Origin of the sequence: Bacillus sp. RSS_NA_20, assembly GCF_020165915.1 — a bacterium.
Taxonomy (GTDB): Bacteria; Bacillota; Bacilli; order Bacillales; family Bacillaceae; genus Bacillus; species Bacillus altitudinis.
In genome coordinates this window covers 808,052-827,131 of sequence record NZ_JAIUKW010000003.1, presented here as the reverse complement: position 1 = coordinate 827,131, position 19,080 = coordinate 808,052, and the positions used below count along the sequence as shown (strand labels likewise).

The following is a 19,080-nucleotide window of genomic DNA, read 5'->3' as shown; positions in this document are numbered from 1 at the left end:
CCTCTTTTTTTTATACATGATCAAGAGGACGTTTTGGGCATACTGTCAACATGGAAAGGAGTGCATGTGATGAACGGAGAATACGTGATTTTACCAAAGGATGGGCTTGGTTTTCGGTTAGGAAAAGGACAATGTATGCGAGTGGTTGATATCGAAGGGCAGCAAGTAGCAGATGTGATGGCCTATCATGAAAAGGATTTTTATGAAAAATTTGATCAAGGCGCTACAATGGACAGCCTGTTCTCTTCCAAGGTGAAAAAGGGAGATCAGCTTTATTCTAATTTATATAAACCAATGTTTACGGTCATTGAAGATACAGTCGAATGTCATGATTTATATATGCCTGCGTGCCGGCAAGAAATGTATCAACTCTTATATGGGCGTACGCACCTAGAGGTCATGCATACATGCTACGATAATCTCAGAACGGCTTTTGAGCCATTCGGGATTCCAAAGGAGGATATGTATTATCCTTTTAATGCGTTTATGAATACAGTCATTGATGAGAAAGGAAAACTGTCTGTCGAGCTACCAAAATCGCTCCCTGGTGATTACATTCGTCTGCGTGCAGAAATGGACCTTATCGTCGCGGTGTCTGCATGTCCTGCTGACATTGGAAAATGCAATGGCTCAAGCTGTACATCCATCCGGGTGGAGATTGATTGAAAAGGAAAGACCAGTCAAAGAGACTTGGTCTATTTCGTTTGTGAATGTTTGATCATTTATGAAAAAGGGGAACGTCTAAAAAATATCCTTTATCAAAACATGATATAATAAAGTGGCTAAAATCGTTGGTAAACCAATTGAATTGGAAGTAAAACCTGTTCTCTTCATGTAGAGGATGCTTAGGAGGAAAAGTGTATGAGTTTGCAGAAAAAAATCAGCCAAGAGTTGCATGTGCAGCCCTCAATTGACCCAAAGCAGGAGATTGAAAAACGGGTTGGATTTCTAAAGGCTTACTTGAAAAAGACCGGTGCAAAAGGATTCGTTCTTGGTATTAGCGGCGGACAGGATTCAACGCTTGCCGGCCGTCTCGCTCAGCTCGCTGTAAGTGAGCTTCGTCAAGAAGGAAAAGAGGATGCTGTCTTTATTGCAGTCCGTCTACCGCATGGCACGCAGCAAGATGAAGACGATGCGCAGCTGGCTCTATCATTTATTCAGCCGGACAAGTCTTGGAAATATGATATCGCGCCTGCCGTGACGGCATTCAGTGAACAATATCAAAAGGAAACAGGCGGTGCGCTGTCTGATTTTAATAAAGGGAACGTCAAAGCACGCATGAGAATGATCGCACAGTATGCCGTCGGTGGACAGGAAGGCTTACTTGTCATTGGAACGGATCATGCAGCTGAAGCTGTGACGGGCTTTTTCACGAAGTATGGTGATGGCGGTGCTGATGTCCTTCCGCTCACAGGTTTAACGAAACGCCAAGGACGGTTGTTGCTTGAGACCCTTCAGGCGCCGGAGCGATTATACTTAAAGAAACCGACAGCCGATCTGCTGGATGACAAGCCTCAGCAAACGGATGAAACAGAACTTGGTATTACGTACAATGAAATTGATGATTACTTAGAAGGAAAACCAGTTTCAGATCAAGCAGCAGAAGCGATTGAAAAACGCTATGTTCAATCAGAACATAAACGTCAAGTACCCGCTTCCATGTTTGATGACTGGTGGAAATAAAATAAGAGACCTCTCCAGAAGATGGAGAGGCTTTTTTATGTAAAATTTCAGCTGAATTTGACAGAATGAATCGAAAATGGTTCATTAATTAGTAGAACGATCTACATAAGTCTGTTTGACTAAATAAAGGATGAAATTGAAGAATAAGTGGTGAAATAATTAGTTCGATTCACTTAATTTCTCTTCAAAAGACAGTATTTTCAGAAAAAATGATTGACGATAAAAACGAATGCGCTTACAATGAAAACACATTCCAAAAAGTGAAATTGAATTCCACTAGACGGAATAAAAGGAGTCGTTCATCTCCAAATAAGTGGCTAAAGGAATGATTCACACAATGAAAAATCGAAGTGCACTGGAAATATACAAAGAAGGAGGCGCTTGGTGGGAGACTGAGATTAGTCATGTTCAAAAAAATTCAATTGAACTTCGGGGCTATCCAATTGAAGAGCTTATTGGTCAATTATCGTATCCACAAATGCTTTATTTACTGCTTGTTGGTGAATTACTAGATGATTCGAAGGCAGCTCTTTTTGAAAGTGTTCTGGTCGCAGGTGCGGATCATGGGCCAAGGGCACCGTCTATTGCAGCGGCAAGAATGGCGGTTACATGCGGCATTTCGTTTAATTCCTCTGTTGCAACAGGGGTGAATCTATTAGGTGATATTCATGGCGGAGCCGGAGAAAAGGCGATGCGTATGTTATACGAAGCCAAAGCAGCCTACGATGAACACAAGGATATCAAGTCTGCTGCAAAGCAAGTATGTCAGACATGGTTAGCTCGCAAGGAAAAAATTCCGGGAATCGGTCATCAGCTGCATGATGATGATCCTAGAGTGAGACGGCTGTATGAGCTGAGTCAAACATATGTGCAGCAAGCTGATATCAGCGGAACGTACTTACGGTTAGCTGAGGCGATTAGACATGAACTAGAACAATTAAAAGGGAAAAAAATCACGATGAACATAGATGGTGTATCTGCTGCGATCCAATGTGAATTAAGCATTCCAGCTGAAGCGGCAAAAGGCATCTTTTCCTTATCGAGAGGAATGGGCATCGTGGCGCATGCATATGAAGAGCTGACAAAAGGTGCCCTAGTGAAAGGACCTTGTCCGAATGAAGAAAGACTTGTTCGTTATGCGGGGGTCGGGACGCGTCACTTGAAGGAGGGTGAGAGAATTTGAGTGAATTGAAAGCGTTGTCATATATAAACGGCGAATGGCTGGATGCAAACCATGTCAAAGAAGACATTATCAATCCATACTCTGGGGAAATGATCGGTACATCCTATCTTGCCTCCTCAGAAGATATAGAACAGGCGCTTTCTATTGCGCAGCAAGCTAAAAAACAATTAGCGGCAATATCAGCATTAGAACGCTCAACGCTTCTAACAAAGGCAGCTGTCTTATTGGAAGAACAAAAAGAGCATTTTGCAAAACTCATTTCTTTAGAATTAGGCAAACCGCTTAAAAATACAAGAGATGAAGTCTCACGATCAATTGAAACGCTGGCGCAGTCAGCCGAAGAAGCCAATCGACTAATCGGTGAGACTATTCCTGGCAATGTATCTTCTCGTGGACAGAGAGCAATGGCGATGACATTTAAAGTGCCGGTTGGGGTTGTGCTGGCGATTACGCCTTTTAATGCGCCTCTCAACTTAATTTGCCACAAAATCGGTCCAGCTTTTGCGGCAGGGAATGCCATTATTTTAAAACCAGCACCGCAAACATCAGCTGTTGCCACAGCGTTTGTTAAGCTCCTGCTTGAAGCAGGGTTTCCTGAAAAGAGCCTGCAGCTTGTGATTGGGGGAGTAGACGCCGGCAGACAGTTAGTCACGGATGAAAGAACCAATCTTGTTTCTTTTACTGGCGGTGCGGTGGGCGGAGAACATATTTCAAACTCTGCTGGATTAAAAAAGGTACTGCTGGAACTCGGAGGAAATGGAGCGACGATTGTTCATCATGATGCAGATATCGAGCAAGCCGCATCTCTTTGCGCCAAAACGGGCTTTAGCAACTCTGGTCAAAGCTGTATTTCTGTTCAAAGAATTTATGTTCACAAGCAAATTTTGTCGACATTTACTGAGACACTTAAACAAAAAGTAGAACAGCTCGTCGTTGGAGATCCGCTGTCTAGTGAAAGTGATATCGGCTGTATGGTTGATGTACAGGCAGCAAAACGTGTGGAGGCATGGATACGAGAGGCAGAGAAAATGGGTGCCGAGCTTCTATCTGGAGGACAACGAAATGGCGCAAGCATCACACCGGCTATTTTGCTAAACCCGCCAAAACAAGCCAAGGTCGTCTGTGAAGAAGTGTTCGGTCCAGTTGTCAGCATTCTCCCATATGAGGAGCTGGATGAGGCAATCAAAGAAGCAAACGATAGTCGATATGGTTTGCAGGCAGGTGTCTTTACGAATCAGCTAGATGTTGCGTTACACGCAGCAAAAGAGCTTGAAACTGGCGGCGTAGTCATCAATGGGACATCGAATTTCAGACTAGATCACTGGCCATATGGCGGGATTAAACGAAGCGGTATTGGAAGGGAAGGCCCGCGTTTCGCCATCGAAGAGATGACCGAAACCAAAATGGTTGTGCTGCCAAATGGTCTATAAAGGGGGCAGATGGATGTGAATGTCTTTCAGCAAAAGGTGAAAAGTGCGCAGACAGGCGGTCAGCCGATGATTTGTACGCCGCTCATTGGACAAACAAAGGAAGAATTGTTTCTTGAAGTTGAGGTGTTAGCTGAGAAGAAGCCTGATGTGATAGAGTGGCGAGCGGATTTTTTCAATCACCTCAATGACAAGGAACAAGTCATCGACACCCTAAAAGGGATGATCGAAAAGGCAGGTAGCATCCCATTTTTATTCACTATTCGTTCTGAAAAAGAGGGCGGCGAACGCATCTCACTCTCAGAGGATGAAAAGGTTTCCCTGCTTGTCGAGCTTTGTGCCACTCAGCTTGTGGCTGCCATTGATTTTGAATTAATGCATGATGTCTCGCATATCCAGCAAGTCAGTCAGGCGGCTAAGAGAAACGGGGTCATCTTGATTGTGTCGTACCACGATTTCCATCGTACCCCTGCGGCGGATCGGCTTGTGGAGCTATTCACCAATGCAGAATCGGTCGGTGCCGACATCGCAAAGATCGCCGTCATGCCGCATTCCTATGAGGATGCACTGACACTACTTTCTGCGACAGGCAAGGCGAAAAAGCATCTGTCCATCCCCGTTATTTCGATGGCGATGGGGGAATATGGTGCCTTCACAAGAATGGTAGGTGGACTCTTTGGGTCTGTCATGACCTTTGCTGTAGGGAAAGAAAGCTCAGCACCTGGACAAGTTGCGATACAGGATTTGAATGCCGTTCTATCGATTGTGTTTTCAAAGAATCAGTGAGTAGCAGATTCATAGCTGCACCGTGAGAGGAGAGAAACATGAAGAAGAATATATCTACACAGGTCATTCAGTATTTAGAAAATCGAGGAGTTGAGCATATCTTCGGTCTGTGCGGTCATACGAATATTGCTTTTTTATCAGCGCTAGAAAAAAGCCGTATTCAATTTGTGAATGTCAGACATGAACAGATAGCTGCGCATGCAGCAGACGGTTATGCACGAGCGAAAAAACAGACGGCTGTTGTGCTCAGTCATTTAGGTCCTGGACTCACCAATGCGGCAACAGGCGTAGCGAATGCCGCACTCGATTCCATTCCAATGGTTGTCATTGCAGGAGATGTTCCAAGTCATTACTACGGAAAGCACCCACACCAAGAAATCAATCTTCATTCCGATGCTTCTCAATACGAAATTTATCGCCCGTTTGTGAAAAGAGCATGGCGAGTCGACATTCCAGAATTATTTCCAGAAATTTTATCAAAAGCGTTTCAGTTAGCTGAAAGCGGCCGCCCTGGGCCAGTCCTGATTTCAGTTCCGATGGATGTGTTCTCAAAAGACTTAGATGTGTCGTTATTTGAACAAATCGCTCATCATACACACACCGTTGAAAAACCATCTATTGATGATCAAACAGCGAATCGGATAATAGATCGATTGCTGCAGGCAGACAAACCGCTTTTATATGTAGGGGGAGGCATTTTACTAGCCGATGCCGCAGAAGAGTTAAAGGCATTTTCTGACCATTTGAGTATCCCTGTTGCCCATTCTTTGATGGGGAAAGGGGCGATGCCAGATGATCATCCAATGACCCTTGGCATGACAGGGTTTTGGGGGACGAAATTTATCAATGATCAGTGTAAAGCAGCGGACTATATATTGGCTTTAGGCACCCGTTTTGCTGAAGCAGATGCGAGTTCGTGGGAATCGGAGTATACGTTCAATTTCCAATCAACCAAGCTCATCCATATTGACATTGATCCGAATGAAATTGGCCGAAATTATCCTGTGGAAATTGGAGCAGTAGCAGATCTCAAGCAGGCCCTGACCGTACTCAATCGTGTGGCGAAAGAAAGGCTGCCAGAAGGTCTGGATCGCCCTGAATTGAAAAAGGACATTGCGGCATATCGTGAGGAATTTCAGAAGAGCAATTTGACGAATATTCAAGACGAGTCTTTCCCAATGAAACCACAGCGTATTTTGCAGGAAGTGCGGGAAGTATTGCCGCCGGATGCTTTCATTACAACCGATGTTGGCTGGAATAAAAATGGGGTCGGACAGCAATTTCCTGTATACACGCCAGGCACTATTTTAACCCCAGGTGGTTTTGCGACGATGGGATTTGGCGCTCCTGCTGCACTTGGAGCAAAGATTGCCCAACCTGACCGTGTCGTTGTATCACTTGTTGGGGACGGCGGTTTCGGTCAAAATCCATCTGTTCTCGCAACAGCCATGGAAGAAAACATTCCTGTCGTGTGGATTGTGATGAACAATAGTGCGTTTGGGACGATCGCCGGCTTGCAAATGGCACACTATGAAACGACTTACGGCACTGTTTTTAGAAAAGATGGAGAAAGCTATTCGCCTGATTTTGCAGCCATTGCAAGAGGTTATGGGATGAAGGGGATCAAAATTACGGCTGCTTCTGAATTCAAAGAAGCTTTGGCTGAAGCAATCGCTTCTCAGGAGCCATGTGTCATTGATGTAGCGATGAAAAATGATCCTGTGCCTACTGATGGACATTGGAACATTAATGATATTTATTCACCAAATACAAAACGTTCACATGTCAGTGTGAACTAAACATGACTAGGGAGGAATCAACAATGAAAATTAAAGTATTAAATCCATTTCAAGACGGTCATCCATTATGGTTAGGTTTAGATCATCCAGAAGAGAAAATGATTCGGAAAGTGTTTCAAACGATCACACCAGATACCGTAGGGTCAGAGCATATGATGGCAGGTCTCACTATTTTTGAGCCGGGCGAAGCAAGCTCGGTACACAATCACCCGGGTTCAGAGGAATTTGATTATGTGATTAAAGGGTCTGGCGAAGTCATTTGCGATGGAGAAAGACAATCATTTAAACAAAATGACTTTATGTTTATTCCAGATGGTGTCTCACATCAGCATGTGAACACAGGGGACGAACCTTTATGGCTGATTTGGCTCTATACACCGCAAGGGCAGCTTCCGAAGGACTAAAAAACCTTGCACGAGAGAAAGAAGAAAAGGGGCTAAAATAGAAAGCATTTTAGCCCTTTATCAATTGAACGAAAGGGAGTCAAGCAATGAATAAGAATACACCGCTTGAAGGAATCAAAATATTAGATGTTTCTACAATGATTGCTGCACCATACGGCGCGGTGCTTCTAGGGGATTTCGGTGCAGAGGTCATTAAAGTCGAGATTCCTGGAAAAGGGGATACACTGCGGCATGTTGGTCCTTTTGCAGATGGTGAACCTTTGAGATGGTCAGGGCTCTCAAGGAATAAGAAATCTCTTACACTCGATTTGCACAAAGAAGAAGCAAAAGACATTTTTAAAAAGCTGGCAGCGCAGGTTGATGTGATCATTGAAAATTTTCGTCCAGGAACACTTGAAAAATGGGACGTTGGGTACGATGTATTAAAAGAAATCAACCCTCGTTTAATTATGATTCGTGTTTCGGGTTATGGGCAAACCGGTCCGTTTAAGGACAAGGCGGGATTTGGTACACCTGCGACGGCGTTTAGCGGCTTTACATATATTCAAGGGTTTCCAGATCGGCATCCAGTCAGCCCTTCCTTTTCCCTTACGGATTATATCGCAGGAATCTATGTGGCGTTTGCCACTGTGACAGCGATGTATTACCGTGACACACATCCAGAAGGAACAGGGCAAATGGTGGATTTGGCTCTCTATGAATCTGTGTTCCGCATGTTAGAATTTTTGGTTGCTGAATATGACAAGCTAGGGAAGGTGCGTGAGCGTTCACCAGGGTTAAGCGGTCATTCAAGCCCTGCCGGCACCTATGAGACAAAGGATGGGCATTATTTGGTTCTTGTGACAAGTACAGATTCGACCTTTAATCGATTGGCAGAGGCGATGAATCGCTTAGATTTACTTGAGAACGAGAAATTCTCTGTGAATGCAGCCAGGCTGAAGCATAACGATGAAATGGATGCGATCGTCTCGCAGTGGATTGCGTCCAAAACAAGAGATGACGTCTTAGACATTCTAGATACACATGGTGTGCCTGTGAGTCCGATTCTAAGCATTCGGGATATCTTTGAGCATCCGCAATTTAAAGCACGAGAAAATATTGTCGAGGTGCATCATCCGCGTCTTGGAAAAGTGAAGGTGCCTGGGATCATTCCGAAGTTTGAAAAAACCCCCGGTAGTATCCGCCATATTGCGCCTGATTTAGGTGAACATAATTATGAAATTTTAACGAAAATGCTTGGCTTCACAGAAGAAGAGTGTAAACAGTTAGAAGAAAAAGGGGTCATTTAAGACACTCAACCGATCCGCACGCTGCGGAAACAAAGGAGGATGGTTATGAAAGTGCATTCAGAACTGAAGGGGAACGACTTGCGGCCTGCTTATGCGAAACCAACAAAAGCTCGTTTCGGCATCTTGATTCTGTTGTTTTTTATTACCGCTATTAACTATATTGATCGAGCCAGTGTATCCATTGTTGCACCTGCGATTCAGTCTTCATTGCAATTAAACCCTGCCTTATTAGGCCTCATCTTTTCAGCATTTAGCTGGACCTATACAGCCATGCAGATCCCTGGCGGCTTTATTCTTGATAAGTTTGGATCAAAGGTAACGTATGGAATATCACTTGTGACTTGGTCTATTTTCACCGGTTTACAGGCGTTTGCGAACAGCTTTGCCTTCTTATTTGGCTGCCGTTTGTTTATCGGAATTACAGAATCTCCTGCATTTCCTGCGAATAATCGCATTGTGACCACATGGTTTCCAAGGCGTGAACGCGCATTTGCAACAGGGGTTTATACCGCTGGAGAGTATGTGGGGCTTGCATTTGCGACACCTCTTCTTTTTTGGATCATGACAACTTTCGATTGGAGAACCGTCTTTATCACTGCTGGTGCGCTCGGTATTATATTTGCTTTCTTTTGGTACAAGTATTATCACGAACCGAAAGAGCATCCGAAGATCAATGAAGATGAGTTAGAATTGATCCGTCAAGGCGAAGGGCTGACAGTGGCATCACAGGAGAAACTGAAATGGGCAGACTTTGCCGCACTTTTGAAATATCGTAAATTGATTGGACTCTATATTGGTCAATTTTCTGTTGCGTCTACCCTCTTTTTCTTTTTAACATGGTTTCCGACCTATTTAGCAGAGGCGAAAAATATGGCCTTTCTCAAAGTGGGTTTTGCGGCATCTCTGCCATACATTGCTGCATTCTTTGGGGTACTGTTTGGAGGATATGTGTCTGACTGGCTGCTTAAAAAGGGTGTATCGGTCAATATAGCGAGAAAGCTACCGGTTGTGGTCGGCTTGCTTCTGACAAGTACCATTGTTTTAGCGAATTTTACAACGAATATCCCGCTTGTGCTGACCATTTTATCCATCGCTTCCTTTGCACAAGGACTGTCTAATATCTCCTGGACCATGCTGTCTGAGGTGGCACCACGAGAAATGGTCGGTCTGGCTGGCGGCGTATTCAACTTTTTTGCTAACTTATCCGGCATCATCACCCCGCTGATCATCGGATTCATTGTATCGGCGACAGGCTCTTACAACGGCGGTATTTTATTCGTCAGCCTAGTGGCATTAGGCGGAGCGTTGTCGTATATCTTTATTGTGGGTAAGATTGAACGGATTCAATTAAAATAATAGAGAGAACTCATTGGGTTCTCTTTCAGCGTGTAGACAAACCCTCGCATTCGGTGTCAGTCCTGCGCGCTGGTGCTCACGAATGTCAAATTCGCTCCGCGCCGGTACTCGTCCTTCCTAGACTGTAAAGGTTTTCTATCACACTGAAAAAAAGACAAAGGGCTAAAATCAAGTTCATTTTAGCCCTTTGTCAACAATCTTAAAAGAGAACTCATTGGGTTCTCTTTTTCTATGAATAAAAGATGACGGTGATGATCGTTGCACATGCGATCCCCATGCTGATATAAAAACCAGCAAACCAGATATTCCATCGAGTGATTCGGTAAGGATTGACCTTCATCAAATCGGCTAATAGGGAGACAGATACATTATATGGGCTAAACATGACCGTTGAGGTTCCAGCGATAATGAGCATGATTGCGATGGGAAGGGCAGGCAATTCATGAATGACAGGTGCCATCAAGCTCACTAAGAGAGCAAGCGAAACAAGCGGATGAAAACCGCAAAGAGCGGTGATGAGAAAATACAGCCCGATGACCCCATAAACCCAAATGGCATGATCTGATATACTGACGATAAATGCTTGAATCGGCTGCAGGCTGTTTGTGACAAGCAGCATATCGACAAAGAAGCCCGCGCTTAAAAATAGACACATATAATTGGAGAGCTGACGGGTTCGTTCTTTCCAATGGGGAATAGAGACGGCTACATATTGTTTTCGTTTTTTGATGATAGACGAGAATAATAGAGCGAAAGGAATAATCGTCAGCACAACAGCGAACAGATAACCTTTTCCAATCCAGGCGTCAACAAGCGAAACGACAGTCATAAAACTGAGCAGCATGAAAGCAAGCTGAAGGGTTTTTCTCTTGATGCGATGAGGGTTGGAGTGAGCTTCCGCCGGCTGGATGATATGCGGCAATCGTTTGCTTTGACGAGAAAACAGCAACCAATCCGTCAACAGCACAAGCACCATTAAACAAAACGTAACGGGTGCAATCTGATAATATTTCAATTTGGTTGCATCAATGGTGACACTCACCAGTACTTCGACAGGACTCCAGCTAAGACATAGCGCATATGACCTTAAAAGATTGCGCGTATAAAGGTGCTGTTTGACTTGTTCCTGAAGGGCGTTCAGCGACGGTTTCAAGGATGTATATAATAAGGGAATCGTTGCGATATTTAAAAACATGCCAAGAACATGAGTGACAAATGAACTCTTGCGATAAAGCTGATTTGTACTCGTTGTATGTAAGGTAAGCAGTTTATTTAATTGAGTATCGAAATGTCCAACATGTATGAGAGAATGAATAAATGGCAACATGAAAAATAAAGAAAGCAAGCCTAGCATGGAATGAAAATGAAGAAAAAGCGTATGCAAAGGCTGTTCTGACCAGAAAAATAACACCAATCCAATCAAGAGAAACATAGCACCCGTTTTCAAATAAAGCCCACTTGCCTTCTTAAAGGAAATGGTGAGCGAAGCAGCCGCCAGCAGACCAACCAAATAGGAGAGAATGGGAGCAGGGAATAGTTGATGAACGATGTATAAGCTAATAAGAAGTGTGAAAAGTAGTAGGTAGATCATGATATCTCCTCCATCAAAACATCTATCGGTTTTATTCCGTACAGTGGAATTTGTTTTCTTTTAATGGAACATTTAAAATGGATTATAGCAAAATTGGTCAATCATGTCGATAAGAAATCAAAGAGGAAAAGGAGAAAGTGAACATGGCTGATAAGAAGTCAAAAGAAGAATCAGGATTGCGTACCGTTCAGCGCGCTTTGGATATTCTTTCTTGCTTTAGCGAAGAACGTCAAGAGCTGACGCTAACGGACATTTCAAAAGAGATGAATTTAGCAATGTCTACCACAACAAGACTGCTCAAGGCACTTGAAATGAATCATTTTGTGGAAAAGAACCAAGAGACAATGAAGTACCGGCTCGGTCAAAGACTTTATCTTCTCGGTTATATTGCTGGGAAGTCCATCAAATTGAGGGAACTGGCAAAACCGCTCATGTACACACTTCGTGATGAAACAAAGGAAACCGTCAACCTGTATGTGCTCGATCACAAAAGCAGGGTATGTATTGAACAAGCCGAAGGGCTGCAATCGATTCGGCATCTTGTGAAAATCGGTGAGAAGCTGCCGTTATACGCTGGTGCTGGTGGAAAGGTGCTGCTTGCTTTCCAAAGCGAAGAGTTTCAACAGCAAGTTTTTGCATCTGAGGCTGATCACATGACGATGGAGGAATGGCAAAAAGAATGTCGGCATATTCTTGAAACGCATACCGCTTGCAGTATTGATGAACGGGAAGTCGGATCGGCGGCAGTGGCGGCACCGATCTTTAACATTCATGGGGAGGTGCAGGCATGTTTATCCATATCTGGACCGACCCAACGATTTACTGAAGATGTCATCCCTCAGCTGCAGCAAAAAGTGAAAGAGCATGCCGAGAAGCTCTCCGAACAGCTCGGTTACGTCGTCAAACACAATTTTTAAGAATGCCTATCTTTTCTCAGCCCATTTATCATATAATAGAAACATTATGTAGCATTCCTTGTCGTAAGGAGGACGTGTCACGAACATGAAAAACAATAGAGAGATTCCTGTGAGACAGCGAAATATTGTCCTCATTGGCTTTATGGGCGTTGGGAAAACAACCATTGGGCAGCTGGTTGCCAAAAAGTTATATAGAGATTTTATTGATGTTGATCAGGAGATTGAGAAAAAGTACAACATGACGATTCCAGAAATGTTTCAGCAAAAAGGAGAAGCGTTCTTCAGGCAGGCTGAAAAGGACTATATCGTCGATTTATGTGAACATACTCAGCTAAAGATCGTGTCTCTTGGAGGCGGTGCGTTTAAACAGGAAGAAATCAAACGATCTTGCTTAAAGCATTGTACGGTTCTTTTCCTTGACCTATCTTGGGAGAATTGGAAACAACGGCTGGATATTTTAATTGAAAACCGTCCTGTTCTTCATAACCGCACGCTTGACGAGATGAAAGAACTGTTTGAAGAGCGCCGGGAAATTTATTCCCTTCATAACTCAAGAGTGGAAACAGATCATCTAGAAGCTGAAGAAGTCGCCAATTATATTGTCGACACACTCAAGCTTGGCTGGGATCTATATTCGAAATAAAAAAGTCTATCCTAAGGGGGTAGACTTTTTCTATTAGATCAGGAGTAGTCAAAGAAATCACAGTCTAAGTTGGATGATGGATGAAAAAAAGAAGAAAAGATGTTTTTTCCTTCGTCATTATATCAAAATGTATGCATCCTTTTTGTGGTGTGTCTAGCCATTTGAAAAAAGTGGTGATCAGACTACAACTAGGTCAAGATGATGAGGTTTTTTGATTGATGTGGGAAACGAAATATATCTCTCATTTTCTTTTTTTGAAAAAATAAAATAGTATCTAAATTCTAATAATAGTTTTTTGAATTATTATAATTTTTAAAAATATTGTTGACACCTTCGGTTAGATCATTCTATGATTATTAACGTAAACGCTTACCGTAAACGTTTACTATAACGGATGGGGAGGAATTTGTTGATGAAAAATAAAGAAAAATGGAGCGGTGTATTCCCGGCAGTCTTAATTCCTTTTAAAGATGACTATTCAATTGATGAACCTGCTTTTCGTAAGCTTGTTCGCTGGGTGGCGGAGCACGAAGGGATTAATGGGATCGTTGTCAATGGACATACTGGCGAGATTATGACTTTGCTGCCACATGAACGAGCTGAAGCTGTGCGTATTGCAGCCGACGAATTAAAGGGAGAAATTCCTGTCATTTCTGGGGTTTCTGCTGAAGGGACAATTGAAGCGATCCAGCATGCAAAAGCAGTGGAGGAAGCTGGCGGAGAAGGTATTCTTCTTATGCCGCCACATTCATGGCTGAGATTCGGTATGCAGCCTGAGTCACCTGTCCAATTCTTTCAAGATGTTGCAGAAGCAATTGATATTTCAATCATCGTCCATCAATATCCAACATGGACAAAAACCTCTTATACAACCAGTCAATTATTAGAAATGTCGGAGATTCCAAACGTTGTCTCATTTAAAATCGGTCAAAGAGACATGGCGCAATATGAAGTCGATGTGCGCGCACTGAAAAAGCATGCACCAGATGTATCGTTGCTCACATGTCACGATGAATATTTATTGCCAACATTAGTTCAAGGAATTGATGGGGCGCTTGTAGGCTTCGGCTGTTTCGTGCCAGATTTGATCGCTGAACTTGTGAAATGTGTGGAAGAACAAGACCTTGTAGCGGCTAATAAAGTGTACGATAGAATCTTTGAATTAAAGCATGCTGTGTATAAAATGGATGAACCTTCCTCTACCTCTCATCTGCGAATGAAGGAAGCGATGTTCCAGCGAGGTTTGATCAGCAGTTCGCTTGCGAGGAAGCCAGTATTACCTTTAACTCAAAAGGAAAAAGAAGAGATTCGTCAGGGCCTTCAAAGTGTTGGTTTACTTAAGGAAAACGTTAGTAAATAACAGACCATTGATTTCATGATGAAGGTGAGTCAGGTTATAATAGAGTATAAAACAACAGACTCCCGGAGGTATGAAATGTGTCAGTAAGTATTAAAGATGTCGCATTGAAAGCTGGAGTATCTATCGCCTCTGTTTCCCGAGTATTAAGTGGCAAACCAGGAGTAGGTGCTCAAACGGCTGAAAGAATTAAACAAGTGATTGATGAATTAGGCTATCGTCCTAATTTAGGAGCTAGAGGGCTCGTTAAAAGAAAGACTGGCAATATTGCTGTCGTGGTTCCTCGTGGTTCATATATTTTGAATAATCCATTTTTTTCGACGATTTTAGATGGGATAGCGAAGGAATTAGATGAGACTGAATTCAATATGTTGATGTCATTTACATCTGTACAGCAGCAGCGATTACTTGAAACGCAGGCTGTAGATGGTGCCATTTTATTTTCTCCAAGAAATGAAGAATTGAGCATGGATTGGTTAAAAAGTTTAGCTATTCCCATTATCGTTGTCGGAAGTTACTTAGAGGATTCTCCATTTCCATGTGTCAGGCCAGATGATGAGGAAGGTGTGTGCCAATCTGTCACGTCCTTATTTGATAAAGGTCATCGAACCATTGGACTGGTCAATGGTCCAATGAGTTCGATGCATAGTGTGAGGTATTACAAGGGGTATGAGCGTACACTGAAAAGTTTAGGATTAACAATGAACAAAGAGCTTGTGTTTGAGTTAGATGAATTTGATGGGGGAAAAGTAGTAGAAGTGGTTTCTCAATTTCTCCAAGGAAACCAGCACATGACTGGAGTTGTTTGCTCTTCAGATTTTTTGGCGATAGGGGTCATGAAAGCGGCAGATATCGCAAATGTGTCAATACCTCATGATTTGTCTGTCGTTGGTGCTGATGATGTGCCCATTGCAAGTTTTCTAACCCCTTCTTTATCTTCTGTTCATGTTGATTTAGTTGGAATGGGAAGAAAAGCGGTTTCTTTACTAACGCAGTTAGTAGAAGGAGAACAGTTAGAGAAGATGGAACATATCTTCCCGATGTACTATGTAGATCGTGGCACCACGGGAACGCCAAAAAAGAAATGATAGATGCTGAAAACTCATATGATCGCTTTAGAATGTCTCTTCATTTAAAATGTAAGCGATTTCTTTTGTGCTCATCAGCATGTACTTTTGCATCATTTCCTCTATTAAGGAGGAGATATCATGACGTTAGAACTCAGCGGAAATTCAAATTCTCATGATGAGCAAGTTGTTGATAGAGCTTCACAACTATTGACTAGGATGGAAAGTGTACCTTTTTCGAGATGGCATTTAAAACCTCGTATCATTATGGGATCTGCTACCTTTTTTGATGCTTTTGATGCACTATCTTTAGCGTTTGTTCTCCCAGTTCTCATCGGCATGTGGAATTTATCACCTGCTCAAATTGGTCTTCTTATTGGGTCTGGTTATATCGGACAAGCAATTGGTGCTATTTTCTTTGGGTGGTTAGCAGAAAGACGTGGCCGTGTATTTAGTGCAAAGTGGACTGTGTTTCTCATGTCTATTATGAGTATCGCATGTGTATTTTCAGGTAACTTTATGGCCCTTTTTATTTTTCGTTTTATACAGGGGATTGGAGTAGGAGGAGAAGTGCCAGTAGCGGCCTCATATATCAATGAGTTGTCCCGGGCCCAAGGCAGAGGGAGATTTTTTATGCTCTATGAGATGATTTTTCCATTAGGATTAATGATCTCAGCTCAAATTGGCGCATTTGTTGTACCTAGCTTTGGGTGGAAATGGATGTTCTTGATTGGTGGAATTGGCGGTTTAATCGTCTTTGTCTTCTTTTTCATGTTGCGTGAATCTCCAAGATGGCTTATTTCAAAAGGCAGGTTAGATGAAGCCGAAAGAATCATTGAAGAGATTGAAGCTAGTACGGACAAACGAATGCCTGTTGCAAAGCAAGTGTCCAGCAGCACTGAAAAAGGCGACTGGAAAGAGCTCTTTTCTACTTTTTATCGTAAAAGAACATTGATCGTATGGGGACTATGGTTTTCTGCCTACTTTGTATCGAATGGATTAAATAATTGGTTACCGAGTCTTTATAATACGGTTTACAATTTGCCAGTTGGAGATTCATTAAGGGCAGCCTCTCTCACAAATATTTTACAGACCATAGGGGTATTCGCTTGTGCATTTTTAATCGATAAAGTAGGACGGAAGCGCTGGGCAACCATTGCATTTATCGTAACAGGTGCTTTATTAACGGCTTTATGGATCAGCGGAGCAAATTCTCCAGAAAGCGTTATTTATTTAGGGTCCGCTGCCTACGGAATGATGGGGACAATTACAGTTCTTCTCTATTTATATACACCTGAAATCTATCCAACCCGTATGAGGGTAATTGGTACGGCATTTGCTACAGCGTGGCTTAGGCTGGCCTCAGCGATCGCTCCTATTATGATAGGTTTTATTTTAGAGGTGAGCGGTGTTTCAACTATTTTTATTCTTTTTGCAAGTGTGACTGTAGTGGGAGCAATTCTTGCTTTTAAAATGATCGAAACGCGAGAGAAAGTATTAGAAGATATTGCACCGTAAGTGATGCATGCAGTGAAGAACTTATTCTAAAGAGGGTAGGTTCTTTTTTTATTCAGAGGATTTACGTACACTTTTGAAAAAGCCTAACCTACCTCAGTTCAATTATCTTATAATAGAAACATCATGCAACACTCCTTGTCACGAACATGAAAAGTAATATCTATCAGATAGTGGAAATGTATATTCATAATATAAAAGTCTACCGGCTAGGGTAGACTTTTTCGATCAGTTTAATGTTTGATCCCTTGAAGCAGTGCGGCTTTTAGGCAAAAGGATGTTGGCTGACGATGTTCGTCGAATTGCAGTTGAAACAGCTGTTTCGTTTCATCGTCTGCAGCATGAAGGTGGGCAACGATTTCCTTTTGAACATTTTCTGGTGTACGTCCTCGTATGATCCAGTCCTGATAATCAATATGCAGATCCCAGTAACGGATATCTTCTTTCGTCAGATGGTTGTCAGCGAAAAGCTCTTTCCATTCTGATAACGAGCTTTCTCGCACATGGGAGGGATCTCTCAGTCTATTTAAATGATTAATAAAGTCATCCTGTGCTTGGTTTTCAGGTGCATAATGATCGACAAGTAGAAATTTGCCGCCTTTCTTTAAGGCTCGGCTGATTTCAGACATGGCTGCCGGGAGATGTGGGAAGTGATGAGCAGCAAATCGGCATGTGACGAGATCAAATGATGCATCAGAAAAGGGCAATGCGTCTGCGGATGCCTGCTCAAACGTAATGTGGTTCAGCTGGCGCTCATCCGCAAGTGCTGTAGCAACCTCGATCATTTTGGGTGTGACATCAATCCCGATTCCTTTAGAGATGACGTCTGAAAAGGAAAAAACGGTATGACCTGCCGCGCAGCCGATATCAAGTAGATGCTCATCGCCCTTTGCCTTCGCCGCCGTTTTCATCCATTCAAGTTCTTTTCCAGCTGAAAAGATGGGTGAATCTCGGTAGTTCTCTGCATTTTGTGAGAATTGTTTCTCGGCTTTTGAATATGGATTCATTCCTTTACCCCCTTTTTGTTGTTTCTTTATCGTAGGGTTCTTCCCGTGATTTGTCTAAGACATAAAAGATATGATATGAATAGTTAAAACCTATGAGGTGAGAGAAGTGGATATACGAATGATGGAATATGTCATGGAAGTGTACCGGCAGCAAAGCTTTACAAAAGCAGCGGAAAAACTTCACATTGCACAGCCCTCGTTAAGTCAGCAAATTAAAAAACTTGAGGAGGAATTAGATACTCCTCTGTTTATTCGGAAGTATGGACAGGTCACTCCTACACCTCAAGGAAACCGATTGATCAAAAGAGCAGAAACCATTTTGAAGGAACGAGATGATTTATTGCGTGAGATGGGAGAAGCTGCTTATGAGGTAGGGAAAGAACTGATGATCGGTGCGCCAGCTGTCACAGGGGGATATGTCCTACCAAGTTTATTAAAAACCTATTGTCAAACGTATCCGCACGTTCACGTTCATTTGATAGAAGAATCGCCTCGTGAGCTAGAAAGACGTTTACTCGCTGGGAAACTGGATCTGGCGATTCTTTCTCTGCCTGTCGAGCATGAATCATTGAAAACAAAACAAATGCTGACCGAGCCGCTTCTTCTCGCCATTCCGCAAACGGCTCAACCGTGGTTGACAGATGAACTGAATGAAATCATCAATCAAGCGGATCAAGAAGGGTCTGTCCCGTTTCGTCTTCTGGAAGATGCCCCATTTATTATGCTGAAAGAGGGATATGGCTTTCGGCAAGTGGTCACGGAACTGTGCCGTCATCATGGTTTTCGGCCGAGGATTGCATTTGAAACGAGTCATATTCAAACAGCTCAGGCATTGGTTGAAAATGAGCTAGGGGTGACAGTGGTGCCGAAAATGGTGGCACAAGAGGAAAGCAAAGCAGTCACTTATTTACACATTGATTCATGCCCAACCCGCACACTTGTGTTTGCATATGTGGAAGAAAGATATTTAACGAAAGCCGCTCAAGCCTTCATGGACCTTCAACAGAATCAAGGAAAAGCTTAAACAAACGTTTAATTAAACGCAAAAAGCAGGGG

17 protein-coding genes are annotated in these 19,080 nt (G+C 42.9%); 15 read left to right on the top strand and 2 right to left on the bottom strand.

Annotated elements, in window-relative coordinates:
* Nucleotides 1-69 precede the first annotated feature (69 nt).
* The 9 genes from LCD32_RS04205 to LCD32_RS04165 all read left to right on the top strand — a co-directional run bounded on the left by LCD32_RS04205 (nt 70) and on the right by LCD32_RS04165 (nt 9,927).
* Entirely contained in the window at nt 70-666 is a 597-nt protein-coding gene (locus LCD32_RS04205; RefSeq protein WP_060781616.1) for a DUF1989 domain-containing protein, read from the top strand.
* Nucleotides 667-861: 195 nt separating this feature from the next.
* Nucleotides 862-1,683 (top strand): ammonia-dependent NAD(+) synthetase, encoded by an 822-nt coding sequence (gene nadE, locus LCD32_RS04200; RefSeq protein ID WP_007498287.1) that lies wholly within the window; start codon nt 862-864, stop codon nt 1,681-1,683.
* A gap of 325 nt (nt 1,684-2,008) precedes the next feature.
* Entirely contained in the window at nt 2,009-2,866 is an 858-nt protein-coding gene (locus LCD32_RS04195; protein ID WP_082181627.1) for a citryl-CoA lyase, read from the top strand.
* Nucleotides 2,863-4,296, top strand: a complete 1,434-nt coding sequence (locus LCD32_RS04190) for an aldehyde dehydrogenase family protein (RefSeq protein WP_060780738.1) — start codon at nt 2,863-2,865, stop codon at nt 4,294-4,296. The genes LCD32_RS04195 and LCD32_RS04190 overlap by 4 nt, the downstream gene beginning before the upstream one ends.
* Before the next feature lie 9 nt (nt 4,297-4,305).
* Nucleotides 4,306-5,079, top strand: coding sequence for a type I 3-dehydroquinate dehydratase (gene aroD / locus LCD32_RS04185; protein WP_060780739.1), 774 nt, complete (start codon nt 4,306-4,308; stop codon nt 5,077-5,079).
* Between the two features lie 38 nt (nt 5,080-5,117).
* Nucleotides 5,118-6,878 carry a thiamine pyrophosphate-binding protein gene (locus LCD32_RS04180; RefSeq protein ID WP_060780740.1) on the top strand — a complete coding sequence of 587 codons (1,761 nt, stop codon included), beginning with the start codon at nt 5,118-5,120 and terminating at the stop codon, nt 6,876-6,878.
* A 23-nt stretch (nt 6,879-6,901) separates the two neighbouring features.
* Nucleotides 6,902-7,282, top strand: coding sequence for a cupin domain-containing protein (locus LCD32_RS04175; protein WP_008342095.1), 381 nt, complete (start codon nt 6,902-6,904; stop codon nt 7,280-7,282).
* Between the two features lie 86 nt (nt 7,283-7,368).
* Nucleotides 7,369-8,571, top strand: coding sequence for a CaiB/BaiF CoA transferase family protein (locus LCD32_RS04170; protein ID WP_039963209.1), 1,203 nt, complete (start codon nt 7,369-7,371; stop codon nt 8,569-8,571).
* A gap of 45 nt (nt 8,572-8,616) precedes the next feature.
* Nucleotides 8,617-9,927 (top strand): MFS transporter, encoded by a 1,311-nt coding sequence (locus LCD32_RS04165; RefSeq protein WP_052320677.1) that lies wholly within the window; start codon nt 8,617-8,619, stop codon nt 9,925-9,927.
* A gap of 229 nt (nt 9,928-10,156) precedes the next feature.
* Here LCD32_RS04165 and LCD32_RS04160 read toward each other — a convergent pair whose 3' ends face one another.
* Nucleotides 10,157-11,518: a hypothetical protein gene (locus LCD32_RS04160; protein WP_025206714.1), complete on the bottom strand. Its 1,362-nt coding sequence runs from the start codon at nt 11,516-11,518 to the stop codon at nt 10,157-10,159.
* 143 nt (nt 11,519-11,661) lie between these two features.
* Between LCD32_RS04160 and LCD32_RS04155 the strand changes: the two genes are divergently transcribed.
* The 5 genes from LCD32_RS04155 (at nt 11,662) to LCD32_RS04135 (ending at nt 17,020) form a co-directional block, all read left to right on the top strand.
* The gene (locus LCD32_RS04155; RefSeq protein WP_017366579.1) at nt 11,662-12,435 is read left to right on the top strand and encodes an IclR family transcriptional regulator; all 774 of its coding nucleotides are present in this window, start codon (nt 11,662-11,664) and stop codon (nt 12,433-12,435) included.
* 85 nt (nt 12,436-12,520) lie between these two features.
* Entirely contained in the window at nt 12,521-13,078 is a 558-nt protein-coding gene (locus LCD32_RS04150) for a shikimate kinase (RefSeq protein ID WP_007498270.1), read from the top strand.
* 412 nt (nt 13,079-13,490) lie between these two features.
* Nucleotides 13,491-14,438 carry a dihydrodipicolinate synthase family protein gene (locus tag LCD32_RS04145; RefSeq protein WP_045034606.1) on the top strand — a complete coding sequence of 316 codons (948 nt, stop codon included), beginning with the start codon at nt 13,491-13,493 and terminating at the stop codon, nt 14,436-14,438.
* 77 nt (nt 14,439-14,515) lie between these two features.
* Complete coding sequence (locus LCD32_RS04140) at nt 14,516-15,523, top strand: LacI family DNA-binding transcriptional regulator (RefSeq protein WP_224562865.1); 1,008 nt, start codon at nt 14,516-14,518, stop codon at nt 15,521-15,523.
* 120 nt (nt 15,524-15,643) lie between these two features.
* Nucleotides 15,644-17,020, top strand: coding sequence for an MFS transporter (locus LCD32_RS04135; RefSeq protein WP_024718969.1), 1,377 nt, complete (start codon nt 15,644-15,646; stop codon nt 17,018-17,020).
* A 230-nt stretch (nt 17,021-17,250) separates the two neighbouring features.
* Here the strand turns inward: LCD32_RS04135 and LCD32_RS04130 are convergent, their stop codons facing one another.
* Nucleotides 17,251-18,024, bottom strand: a complete 774-nt coding sequence (locus LCD32_RS04130; RefSeq protein WP_224562862.1) for a class I SAM-dependent methyltransferase — start codon at nt 18,022-18,024, stop codon at nt 17,251-17,253.
* Nucleotides 18,025-18,142: 118 nt separating this feature from the next.
* On the opposite strand from LCD32_RS04130, the gene LCD32_RS04125 reads away from it, so the two are divergent.
* Complete coding sequence (locus tag LCD32_RS04125) at nt 18,143-19,048, top strand: LysR family transcriptional regulator (protein ID WP_213407115.1); 906 nt, start codon at nt 18,143-18,145, stop codon at nt 19,046-19,048.
* Nucleotides 19,049-19,080 lie beyond the last annotated feature (32 nt).

What these genes read in the sequence shown, in the direction of transcription:
- LCD32_RS04195 (WP_082181627.1), top strand. Translation starts at nt 2,009, where the DNA reads ATGATTCACACAATGAAAAATCGAAGTGCACTGGAAATATACAAAGAA.
- LCD32_RS04180 (WP_060780740.1), top strand. Translation starts at nt 5,118, where the DNA reads ATGAAGAAGAATATATCTACACAGGTCATTCAGTATTTAGAAAATCGA.
- LCD32_RS04170 (WP_039963209.1), top strand. Translation starts at nt 7,369, where the DNA reads ATGAATAAGAATACACCGCTTGAAGGAATCAAAATATTAGATGTTTCT.
- LCD32_RS04165 (WP_052320677.1), top strand. Translation starts at nt 8,617, where the DNA reads ATGAAAGTGCATTCAGAACTGAAGGGGAACGACTTGCGGCCTGCTTAT.
- LCD32_RS04205 (WP_060781616.1), top strand. Translation starts at nt 70, where the DNA reads ATGAACGGAGAATACGTGATTTTACCAAAGGATGGGCTTGGTTTTCGG.
- aroD (WP_060780739.1), top strand. Translation starts at nt 4,306, where the DNA reads ATGGATGTGAATGTCTTTCAGCAAAAGGTGAAAAGTGCGCAGACAGGC.
- LCD32_RS04130 (WP_224562862.1), bottom strand. Translation starts at nt 18,024, where the DNA reads ATGAATCCATATTCAAAAGCCGAGAAACAATTCTCACAAAATGCAGAG.
- LCD32_RS04125 (WP_213407115.1), top strand. Translation starts at nt 18,143, where the DNA reads ATGATGGAATATGTCATGGAAGTGTACCGGCAGCAAAGCTTTACAAAA.
- LCD32_RS04155 (WP_017366579.1), top strand. Translation starts at nt 11,662, where the DNA reads ATGGCTGATAAGAAGTCAAAAGAAGAATCAGGATTGCGTACCGTTCAG.
- LCD32_RS04160 (WP_025206714.1), bottom strand. Translation starts at nt 11,518, where the DNA reads ATGATCTACCTACTACTTTTCACACTTCTTATTAGCTTATACATCGTT.
- LCD32_RS04145 (WP_045034606.1), top strand. Translation starts at nt 13,491, where the DNA reads ATGAAAAATAAAGAAAAATGGAGCGGTGTATTCCCGGCAGTCTTAATT.
- LCD32_RS04175 (WP_008342095.1), top strand. Translation starts at nt 6,902, where the DNA reads ATGAAAATTAAAGTATTAAATCCATTTCAAGACGGTCATCCATTATGG.
- nadE (WP_007498287.1), top strand. Translation starts at nt 862, where the DNA reads ATGAGTTTGCAGAAAAAAATCAGCCAAGAGTTGCATGTGCAGCCCTCA.
- LCD32_RS04150 (WP_007498270.1), top strand. Translation starts at nt 12,521, where the DNA reads ATGAAAAACAATAGAGAGATTCCTGTGAGACAGCGAAATATTGTCCTC.
- LCD32_RS04135 (WP_024718969.1), top strand. Translation starts at nt 15,644, where the DNA reads ATGACGTTAGAACTCAGCGGAAATTCAAATTCTCATGATGAGCAAGTT.